The following is a 10,401-nucleotide window of genomic DNA, read 5'->3' as shown; positions in this document are numbered from 1 at the left end:
GATGGTCGGCGCGATGACGATCCACAACATCCAGCCGGGCCCGCAGGTGATGACCAGCAACCCGGAGCTGTTCTGGGGCCTGATCGCCTCGATGTGGATCGGCAACGCGATGCTGATCATCCTGAACCTGCCGCTGATCGGCATGTGGATCAAGCTGCTGACGGTGCCCTACAAGTTCCTGTTCCCTGCCATCGTGCTGTTCTGCGCGATCGGCGTGTACTCGACCAACAACAACACCTTCGACGTGTGGATGGTGGCGATCTTCGGCTTCATCGGGTACCTGTTCCTGAAGCTGCGCACCGAGCCGGCCCCGCTGCTGCTGGGCTTCATCCTCGGGCCGATGATGGAAGAGAACCTGCGGCGCGCGCTGCTGCTGTCGCGCGGCGCGTGGAGCGTGTTCGTCACGCGGCCGCTTTCGGCCGGGCTGCTGGTGGCTGCGGCGCTGCTGCTGTGCATCGTGCTGCTGCCGGCGATCAAGGCCAAACGCGAAGAGGCATTCGTCGAAGACTAAGCAACGCCGGTTCCTCGGTGTCCTGGAAAAGCCCCTGGCCTCACGCCAGGGGCTTTTTCATTTCAGAAACGCGTCGTAAGCCGTCTTCAGGATGAGTGCGCTCACCACCACGATGAACACGATCCGCACGAACCCCGCCCCGTGCTTCAGCGCCACGCGCGTGCCGACCAGGCTGCCGACCACGTTGGCGACCGCCATCACCAGCCCGTAGTGCCACCAGACGTGGCCCTTGGCGGCCAGCAGGATCAGCGCGGCGGCGTTGGTCAGGGTGTTGATGACCTTGGCCGAGGCCGAGGCGTTGAGGAAGTCGTAGCCCATCCAGCGCACGAACAGAAACACCAGGAAGCTGCCCGTGCCCGGCCCGAAGAAGCCGTCGTAGAAACCGATGGTCAGGCCGATGGTGCTGGCCGCGAGCGTCTCGGCGCGGCCGCTGAAGCGCGGCGCGTGCAGCCGGCCCATGTCCTTGCGCGCCAGCGTGTAGATCAGCACGCCCAGCAGGATGACCGGCAGCGCCCGGCGCAGGAAGTCGCCCGGGAAGACCGTGACGGTCCAGGCGCCGACCATCGAGCCGCCGAAGCCCAGCAGCGCCGCCGGCCACATGGCGCTCCAGCGCATCTGCACGCGCTGGCTGAACTGGGCCGCCGAGGCCGCGGTGCCCCAGATCGACGCGCTCTTGTTGGTGCCCAGCAGCGTAGCCGGCGGCGCGCCCGGAAACACCGCAAAAAGGGCCGGCACCAGGATCAACCCGCCGCCGCCCACGATCGCATCGATAAAACCCGCGAGCAGTGAGGCGCCCGTGACCACCAGCATTTCCATGCGGGCGATTGTCTCACCGAATCGCTATCGAAACGATAGCTGTGGTGGCCGGCACCGGTTGACCAGAAGGCTTGTTTGGCTTGGAGGAATTCGCCAGAGGTCGCGCGGCGAGCAGGCAAAAAAAAGCGCCGACCAGCGGCGCTTTTCAAATATCAGACAGGCATCTCGTACGGAGCCTTTGAAGAATGTTCTTGTTGATCGATCGGAAGTTGTCTCCTCGGACCCTCGGCAGTACGAGCAGGGCCCGTCGCGAGTGCGCAGATTGTGCAAGCGCGCACCCGCCCGGTGCATTAGGAATTACCCGCTTCGACTTACTTCGACCCCCCGGTTGGGAAACGAAAGTGTTTCAGCCAGTTAACAAGATGGCATGACTCGTGCACACACGCCTGTGTCCACCACTCCAAGAAGAAACGGTCATGGCCCTGCTGGCACCCCAAGCCTCCCTGAACGCGGCCGACACCGCCTGGATGATGACCTCGACCGCGCTGGTGCTGCTGATGACGCTGCCCGGCATCGCGCTCTTCTACGCCGGCATGGTCCGGCGCAAGAACGTACTGGCCACCATGGCCGGGGTGGTGGCGATCGCGGCGGTGGTCTCGCTGACCTGGTTCGCGCTCGGCTACTCGCTGGCCTTCACGCCCGGCTGGCCCTGGCTGGGCAACCTCTCGCGCATCGGCTTCTCGGGCTTCGAGTACCTGAAAGACGCCGGCCAGGTGGCCGTGAGCCACGTGGCGCCGAACGTGCCTGAGTCGGTCTACGCCATGTTCCAGCTGAGCTTCGCGATCATCACCACCGCGCTGGTGCTCGGCGCTTTCGTCGAGCGCATGCGCTTCTCGGCGCTGCTGTGGTTCGCGCTGCTGTGGAGCGTGCTCGTGTACGCCCCCGTCGCGCACTGGGTGTGGGAGCCGGGCGGCTGGCTCGCGCAGATGGGCGCGCTCGACTTCGCGGGCGGCTCGGTGGTGCACGTCAACGCGGGCATCGCGGGGCTGGTGTGCGCCTATGCGCTCGGGCCGCGCCGGGGCTACGGGCGCGAGGCCTTCGAGCCCTACAGCCTGGCGCTCACCATGACCGGCGCGGGCCTGCTGTGGGTGGGCTGGTTCGGCTTCAATGCCGGCTCGGCGGTGGCGGCCGACGGGCGCGCCGGACTGGCCATGCTGGTGACGCACATCGCGGCGGCGGCCGGTGCCATGAGCTGGATGATCGGCGAATGGATCGTGCGCCGCAGTCCCTCGCTGCTGGGCCTGTGCTCCGGCCTCGTGGCCGGGCTGGTGGCGATCACGCCGGCGGCCGGCTTCGTCACGCCGCCGGCGGCGCTGGCCATCGGCGCCATCGCCGGGCTGGCCTGCTACTGGGGCGCCACCGGCCTGAAGCACCTGCTCGGTGCGGACGACTCGCTCGACGTGTTCGGCGTGCACGGCATCGGCGGCATCGTGGGCGCACTGCTCACGGGCGTGTTCGCCGACCCGCGCATCTCGGGCGCGACGGGCAATGTGCTGACGCAGGCGATCGCCGTCGGCAGCGTGGCGATCTACAGCGCGACGGGCACAGCCATCGTGCTGTTCCTCGTGCATGTGCTGGTCGGATTGCGCGTCGACCCCGAGAGCGAACTCGTGGGCCTCGATCTTGCTCAACACAAGGAACACCTGGGAGCTTGACCCGCAGACGCCGGAGACCCGCCATGCCATCCATGTCCGAAAGCGAACGCATCGCCCTCGCCGCCCGCCTGCACGTGGCGCTGCGGCGCAAGCACGGACGCGTGACCGACACCGAATGGATGGCCACCAATGCCGAGTACGCCGCCGAGATCGTGCGCATGACGCGCATCCACGCCGCCGAGACGAAAGACGACGAACTCGACCAACTCGCCACGCGGCTCGAGCAGGCCATGGAACCGCTGGCCCGCGCCGCGCGGCTGGCGGCGCGCCAACCTGATGGCCTGCCGCCCACGCCGCCGCCGCGCTACGTCGGCGGCCTGCGCTGACGACGCTTCAGCCCGCCGCCAGCGCGGCCTTGCGGATCGACTGCAACGTGCTCGCGGGCGTGATCGCCTCGGGGTCCAGCAGGCAATGCAGGATCGCCGGCTTGCCGCTCGCACGGGCTCGCGCCAATGCGGGGCCGAATTCTTCCGTCGTGGTCACGCGCTCGCCGTGGCCGCCGAACACCTCTGCATAGCCGCGGAAGTCGGGGTTCTTCAGCTGCGTGGCGCTGATGCGGCCGGGGTAGTGCTTTTCCTGGTGCATGCGGATCGTGCCGTACATGCCGTTGTCCAGCAGCACCACGAGGATCGGCAGGCCGTACTGCACGGCGGTCGCGAACTCCTGGCCGTGCATCATGAAATCGCCGTCGCCCGCGAACACGACCACCTCGCGCGCGGGCCACAGCCGCTTGGCGCCGACGCCGGCCGGCAGGCCGTAACCCATCGAACCGCTGGTCGGTGCGAGCTGGCTCGCGAACGCACGGAACGGCCAGAAGCGGTGCACCCAGGTCGCGAAGTTGCCCGCGCCGTTGCAGAAGATGGTGTCGGCCGGCAGCACCTCACGCAGGTGCTGCATGACCTCGCCCATCTGCAGCGGGCCGGGAATGCGGATCGTGCCCGGGTCGCTCCAGCGCAGGAAGTCTTCGCGCGCGGTTTTCGTCTCGGCCTGCCACGAAGGCGCTGAGGCCGGGCGCAGCGCAGCCACCGCTTCAGCGAACGCCTGCGGCGTGGCATGGATGCCCTGCGTCGGGCGATAGAGCTTGCCGAGCTCGTCGGCATCGGCGTGCACATGCACCAGCGTCTGCTTCGGCTGCGGGATCGCGAACAGCTCATAGCCCTGCGACGGCACCTCCGACAAGCGCCCGCCGACCAGCAGCACGAGGTCCGCATCGCGGATGCGCGCCAGCATGCGCGGGTTCGCGCCGAGCCCCAGGTCGCCCGCATAGCAGGGGTGCTCGGCGGACATCAGCATCTGGCGGCGGAACGAGCAGTACACGGGCAGCGCATACGCCTCGGCGAACTGCGCGAACTGCTGCGTCGCGGCTTCGGACCAGCGGCTGCCGCCCAGGATGACGACCGGCCGCTGCGCTTGCGACAGGCGCTGCTGCAGCTCTACCAGTTGCGCCGTACCGGGATGGGTTTCAGTGACCGCATACGGCAACGCATCGGCCACCACGGCGGCTTCGGTCAGCATGTCTTCCGGCAGCGCGATCACCACCGGACCGGGCCGGCCCGAGGTCGCGACATGGAAGGCGCGCGACACGAGTTCGGGCACGCGCGCCGGATCGTCGATCTGCACGACCCACTTGGCCATCGTGCCGAAGACCGCGCTGTAGTCCAGCTCCTGGAAGGCTTCGCGGCCCATCGCGTCGCGTGCGACCTGGCCGACGAACAGCAGCAGCGGCGTCGAATCCTGGTGCGCGATGTGCACGCCCGCCGCCGCGTTGGTGGCGCCGGGGCCGCGCGTGACGAAGCAGATGCCGGGCTGGCCCGTGAGCTTGCCCTGCGCCTCGGCCATCATGGTTGCGCCGCCCTCCTGCCGGCACACCGTCACGTCGATCGATGCGTCGTGCAGCGCATCGAGCACGGCGAGAAAGCTTTCGCCGGGCACGCAGAAGAGCTGCTTGACGCCGTGGGTGATGAGCTGGTCGACCAGGATCTGGCCGCCGGTGCGGGAGGAAGTCATGGGGTGTCCAATGTGATAAAGGTCTTGGTATTCGCTCCTTCCCCCTCTGGGGGAAGGCTGGGATGGGGGCAACCGGCGTTGGATGCGCCGACAGGAATGGATGCGCCGCGTGCCCCCACCCCAACCCTCCCCCAGCGGGGGAGGGAGAAATGCGGGGTCATGTGAGCGCGGCGCAGGCGGCGGCGATGCGCGCGCACGCCTCTTCCAGCTGCGCCATCGACGTCGCATACGAGATGCGGAAATACGGCGCCAGCCCGAACACGCTGCCCGGCACCACCGCCACCTCGAACTCTTGCAGCAGGTAGCGGCAGAAGTCGCTGTCGGTCTGCAGCAGCGCGCCGCTGGCGGTGCGCTTGCCGAGCACGCCGGCGCAGCTCGCAAAGGTATAGAAGGCGCCCTCGGGCACGCGGCAATGCAGGCCCGGCGTGCGGTTGAGCGCGGCCACGACGAAGTCGCGGCGCTGTTGAAACGATGCGCAACGTTCGGCCACGATGTCTTGCGGACCGGTGAGCGCCTCGATCGCCGCAGCCTGACTCACCGACGACGGGCACGAGGTCGACTGGCTCTGCACCACGGCCATCGCCGCGATCAGCGCGCGCGGCCCGGCGCCGTAGCCGACGCGCCAGCCGGTCATCGCATAGGCCTTCGACACGCCGTTCACCGTGAGCGTGCGGTCGCGCAGCCGCGGCTCGACGGCCACCGGCGTCGCAAAGGCGAGGCCGTCGTAGAGGATGTGTTCGTAGATGTCGTCCGCCAGCACCCACACGCCTGAATGCTCGAGCAGCACATCGGTGATCGGTCTCAGCTGCGCCGCGCTGTAGGCCGCGCCGCTCGGGTTCGACGGCGAGTTGAGAAACAGCCAGCGCGTGCGCGGCGTGATGGCCGCCTGCAGTTGCGCCGCGGTCAGCCGAAAGCCGTTCTCCTCACCGCACGCCACCGACACCGGCACACCGCCGCAGATCTGCACGATGTCCGCGTAAGACGTCCAGTACGGCGCGGGCAGGATCACTTCGTCGCCCGGGTTCAGGCTCGCCATCAGCGCGTTGAAGATCACCTGCTTGGCGCCCGCGCTCACGCTGATTTCGTCGAGCGCGAAGTCCAACGCGTTGTCGCGCTTGAACTTCAGCTGCACGGCCGCCTTCATCGCCGGGCTGCCGTCGAGCACCGTGTAGCGCGTGTCGCCGCGCGCAATGGCCTGCAAGGCCGCATGCCGGATGTTCTCGGGCGTGTCGAAGTCGGGCTCGCCCGCGCCCAGCACGATCACCGGGCGGCCGGCGCGCTTGAGCGCCTGCGCGTGGTCGGTGATGCGCAGGATCTCCGAGACGTTGATGGCGCGCACGCGTTGCGCCGACGAGAACACGGCAGCGTCTGTCACTTCGCGTAGGCTTCCAGTGGCTTGTCGTTGGGTTCGAGCAGCAGCTGCTTCAGGGCCGGGCTCATCGGCAGGTTGAGGCTGGTGTTCTTCGGCGGAATCGCGGCCACGAACCACTTGGTGTAGATCTTCTCGAGCTCGCCGCTCTTCATGAGCTTGCGCAGCGACTCGTCCACCGCGGCCTTGAAGCTCGGGTCGTCCTTGCGGAACAGCAACGCGATCGGCTCCGAGCCCAGTGCCTCGCCGGTGATGCGGTAGGCCGTCGGGTTCTTGGAGTTCGCGATGATGCCGGCGAGCAGGTTGTCGTCGAGCACGAAGGCATCGGCGCGGCCCGACTCCATCAGCAGGAAGCTCTCCAGGTGGTCCTTGCCGAGCATCGTGTTGTAAGAGACGTTCTGCGCGCGCTCGCGCTTGCGCAGCAGCTGCACGGCGGTGGTGCCGGTCGATGCCGACACGTTGCGGCCCGCGAGCTGGTCGAGCGCGGTGATGCCCGAATCGACCCGGGTCGCCATGCGCACTTCGCTCACGTACGTGGTGAGCGCGAAGGCCACCTGCTGCTGGCGCGCGGTGTTGTTGGTGGTGGGGCCGCAGCCGATGTCGAGCGTGCCGTTCTGCACCAGCGGGATGGTGTTCTGCGCGGTCACGGCCATGTACTCGAGCTTGGCGGAAGGCACGATGTCCTTCAGCACGCGCTCGCAGAGTTCGACGTGGTAGCCCACGTACTTCTCGCCCGCGCCCAGCATGTAGGCCATCGGCGGCGAGGCTTCGCGCACGCCGAGCACGACCTTGCCGCTGGTCTTGATCTTGTCGAGCGTGCCGCCGGTGGGTGTCTGCTGCGCGGTGGCTGGGGTGCCGAAGGCGAGCGCGAGCAGCGCGGCGGTGGCGAGGGTCTTCAGTTGCATCTTCATCTTTTCTGTCTCCTGGTGGTTTTCTTTGGGGGGATGCGCGCGACCGCTGCCCTGCCGCTGCAGCGAGGTGCTGCGCGGCGAGAACAACAGGCCGGGGTTCGATCAGTCGCCGATGTCGAAGGTCACGCCTTGTGCGAGAGGCAGCGCCGTCGAGTAGTTGATGGTGTTGGTCGCGCGGCGCATGTACGCCTTCCAGCTGTCCGAGCCCGCTTCGCGCCCGCCGCCGGTTTCCTTCTCGCCGCCGAAGGCACCGCCGATCTCGGCACCGCTCGGGCCGATGTTGACGTTGGCGATGCCGCAGTCCGACCCGGCGCTGGACATGAAGCGCTCGGCCTCGCGCACATTGAGCGTGAAGATCGACGACGACAGGCCCGCGCCCACTGCGTTGTGCCATTCGATCGCTTCGTCGAGCGTGCGGTAGCGCACCACGTAGAGGATGGGCGCGAAGGTTTCGCGCAGCACCGGGCCGTCGTGCGACTTCAATTCGACCAGCGCGGGGCGCACGTAATAGGCGTCGGGCGTGCCGATGCCGTCCACGCGCTGGCCGCCGTGCACCGTGGCGCCGATCTCGCGGCTTTCGTTCAGGGCCTTCTGCATGCCGTCGAAGGCCGCGCGGTCGATCAGCGGACCGACCAGCGTGCCGGCCTCGCGCGGATCGCCCACCTGCACGTTGCCGTAGACCTTCACGAGCTTGGGCACCAGTTGGTCGTACACGCTGTCGTGCACGAACAGGCGCCGCAGCGTGGTGCAGCGCTGGCCGGCCGTGCCCATGGCCGCGAACGCGATGCCGCGCAGCGTGAGATCGAGGTCGGCCGAGGGCGTGACGATGGCGGCGTTGTTGCCACCCAGTTCGAGGATCGCGCGGGCGAAGCGCGCAGCGAGCTTGGGCCCGACCTGGCGGCCCATCGCGGTGGAGCCCGTGGCCGAGAGGATCGGCACGCGGGGGTCGTCCACCAGCACCTCGCCGATGTCGCGCTGGCCCAGCAGCAAGCCGAGCAGCCCTTCGGGCGCATCGCCGAAGCGGGCAATGGCGCGCTGCGCGATGGCATGCACGGCCAGTGCGGTGAGCGGCGTTTTTTCCGAAGGCTTCCACACCACCGAGTCGCCACACACCAGCGCGAGCGCCGCGTTCCACGACCACACGGCCACCGGAAAGTTGAAGGCCGAGATCACGCCGCACACGCCCAGCGGATGCCAGGTTTCCATCATCCGGTGCTCGGCGCGCTCGGTGGCCAGCGTGAGGCCGTAGAGCTGGCGCGAGAGACCGACCGCGAAGTCGCAGATGTCGATCATTTCCTGCACCTCGCCCGCGCCTTCAGACGGAATTTTGCCGGCCTCCAGCGTGACGAGGCGGCCCAGGTCCTGCTTGGCGGCGCGCAGTTCTTCGCCCAGCAAGCGCACCAGCTCGCCGCGGCGCGGCGCCGGCACCAGGCGCCAGGCCTTGAAGGCTTCGTGCGCGCGGCCGATGGCACCGGTGGCTTCCACGGCCGTGGTCTGCGGCACCTGCGCGATCACTTCGCCGCTGACCGGCGAGCGCACCGTGAGGTCGCCGCCGGTGTGGGCGGTGCGGGGCACGCCCAGGCGCTGCAGCAGCTGTTCGACTTCGGCGGCAACGGGAAGCGGGGTGTGAGGTGCAGACATCCGCGCAATATCAGCGAAAGCCGCCCCCTTGCATAGTGAAAATATGGAAGGACCTGATGCGTTTGAGGAATGACCTTCACCGGCAGCTTGCGCCCCCGGGTGCGCTCTTCCTGAGCATCACCGGCAGGCACAGCAGGTAGAGCACAGCGCCCGCCAGCCACACGATGCCCGGAAAGCGCGCCCGGAACGCGAAGTAGACCGAGCTGATCACCAGAGGCCCGACCACCGAGGCCAGGCTCGAGAGGCTCGCGAGCACGCCCTGCAGCCGCCCCTGCTCGGCCTCGCCCACGCGCCGCGAAAGCGTCGCCTGCAGCGCCGGCTGGCCGATGCCGCCCATGCACAGCAGCGGCAGCAGCGCGAGCGCCATCCAGCCCTGCGTGGCGAAGGCGATCAGCGCGTAGGCCGTGCAGTCGGCGAGCGTGCCGATGGCAATCGCCGCGCGCTCGCCCCAGCGCTCGACCACCGGGCCCGCCACGAAGCCCTGCACCACCGCATGGAGCAGGCCGAAGCACGCGAGCGACAGGCCGACCGTGGTGGCGTTCCAGGCGAAGCGGTCCTCGCCGTAGAGCACCCAGGTCGTGCCAGCAACCTCACCCACCATCACGAGCACCCCGAACACGCCGAGGATCGGCAGCAGCGCGGGAACGCCCGCGGCCCAGCGCAGCGGCGCCAGCGGATGCAGCACGGCGCTGTCGAAGGGCTTGGCGGCGAGCGCCGGCGGACGCGACTCGCGCAGCACCAGCAGGCCGACCAGGAAGGTGATGCCGTTGAGCACCGCGGCGGCCACGAAGGGCAGTCGCACGCCATGGTCGCCGAGCACGCCGCCGATCGCCGGCCCCGCGATGAAGCCCAGGCCGAAGCAGGCGCCCATGCGACCGAACCAGCGCGCACGCTGGTGCTCGGGCGTGAGGTCGGCAATGGCCGCCGAGGCCACCGCCATGCTCGCGCCGGTCAGGCCCGCGATCGCGCGGCCCACGAACAGCAGCCACAGCGAGGGCGCGAAGGCCATGAAGAGCGCATCGATCGCCGCGCCCGCCACCGACACCAGCAGCACCGGGCGGCGGCCGAAGCGGTCGCTGAGCGCGCCGAGCACGGGTGCGCACAGGAACTGCATCAGCGCGTAGAGCGACAGAAAAGCGCCGAAGCGCCAGCCGAGGTCGCCGGTGTGGCCGACCTCGCGCAGCAGGCCCGGCACGATCGGCATGACCAGGCTGATGCCGATGGCATCGAGCGTGACGATCGCGAGGATCACCGCATGCGCATGGCGGCCGCCCGCGACGGCGGGCGGAGAAGAAGGGTCAGAATTTATCATTGATAAGGAATTATCAGCAATAAATTCCAGGCTGTGAAGCACCCCTCATTTGCCCACTCCCGGGCACGCACATCGACATGAAACTGGACAGTGAAGTGATCCTCGAGGCCGCGCTCGCGCTGCTCGACGAGGTCGGCATGGACAAGCTCAGCACGCGGCTGCTGGCCGAACGGCTCGGC

General features: G+C 68.6%; 10 protein-coding genes. 4 read left to right on the top strand and 6 right to left on the bottom strand.

What is annotated here, in order from left to right:
- The coding region (locus AAG801_RS36420; protein WP_341892801.1) for a tripartite tricarboxylate transporter permease at positions 1 to 511 on the top strand (511 nt) is incomplete at its 5' end.
- Positions 512 to 568: 57 nt separating this feature from the next.
- Here the strand turns inward: AAG801_RS36420 and AAG801_RS36415 are convergent.
- Positions 569 to 1,327 (bottom strand): TSUP family transporter, encoded by a 759-nt coding sequence (locus AAG801_RS36415; RefSeq protein ID WP_341892800.1) that lies wholly within the window; start codon positions 1,325 to 1,327, stop codon positions 569 to 571.
- A 416-nt stretch (positions 1,328 to 1,743) separates the two neighbouring features.
- Between AAG801_RS36415 and AAG801_RS36410 the strand changes: the two genes are divergently transcribed.
- Positions 1,744 to 2,982, top strand: a complete 1,239-nt coding sequence (locus tag AAG801_RS36410; protein WP_341892799.1) for an ammonium transporter — start codon at positions 1,744 to 1,746, stop codon at positions 2,980 to 2,982.
- A gap of 23 nt (positions 2,983 to 3,005) precedes the next feature.
- Positions 3,006 to 3,308: a hypothetical protein gene (locus AAG801_RS36405; RefSeq protein ID WP_082549084.1), complete on the top strand. Its 303-nt coding sequence runs from the start codon at positions 3,006 to 3,008 to the stop codon at positions 3,306 to 3,308.
- Between the two features lie 7 nt (positions 3,309 to 3,315).
- On the opposite strand, the gene AAG801_RS36400 is transcribed toward AAG801_RS36405, so the two are convergent.
- From AAG801_RS36400 to tet, 5 genes are all read right to left on the bottom strand, one after another.
- The gene (locus AAG801_RS36400) at positions 3,316 to 4,989 is read right to left on the bottom strand and encodes a thiamine pyrophosphate-binding protein (protein ID WP_341892798.1); all 1,674 of its coding nucleotides are present in this window, start codon (positions 4,987 to 4,989) and stop codon (positions 3,316 to 3,318) included.
- A 157-nt stretch (positions 4,990 to 5,146) separates the two neighbouring features.
- Complete coding sequence (locus AAG801_RS36395; protein WP_341892797.1) at positions 5,147 to 6,364, bottom strand: pyridoxal phosphate-dependent aminotransferase; 1,218 nt, start codon at positions 6,362 to 6,364, stop codon at positions 5,147 to 5,149.
- The gene (locus AAG801_RS36390; RefSeq protein WP_341892796.1) at positions 6,361 to 7,269 is read right to left on the bottom strand and encodes an amino acid ABC transporter substrate-binding protein; all 909 of its coding nucleotides are present in this window, start codon (positions 7,267 to 7,269) and stop codon (positions 6,361 to 6,363) included. The genes AAG801_RS36395 and AAG801_RS36390 overlap by 4 nt, the downstream gene beginning before the upstream one ends.
- Before the next feature lie 102 nt (positions 7,270 to 7,371).
- Positions 7,372 to 8,910, bottom strand: a complete 1,539-nt coding sequence (locus AAG801_RS36385; protein WP_341892795.1) for an aldehyde dehydrogenase family protein — start codon at positions 8,908 to 8,910, stop codon at positions 7,372 to 7,374.
- A gap of 76 nt (positions 8,911 to 8,986) precedes the next feature.
- Positions 8,987 to 10,222: a Tet(A)/Tet(B)/Tet(C) family tetracycline efflux MFS transporter gene (tet, locus tag AAG801_RS36380; RefSeq protein ID WP_341892794.1), complete on the bottom strand. Its 1,236-nt coding sequence runs from the start codon at positions 10,220 to 10,222 to the stop codon at positions 8,987 to 8,989.
- A 77-nt stretch (positions 10,223 to 10,299) separates the two neighbouring features.
- Between tet and AAG801_RS36375 the strand changes: the two genes are divergently transcribed.
- The coding region (locus AAG801_RS36375; protein WP_341892802.1) for a TetR family transcriptional regulator at positions 10,300 to 10,401 on the top strand (102 nt) is incomplete at its 3' end.

The sequence above is a fragment of the Variovorax sp. YR752 genome, assembly GCF_943372545.1.
Note: the sequence above shows the minus strand (reverse complement) of the source record. Positions and strands in the feature narration are given on the sequence as shown.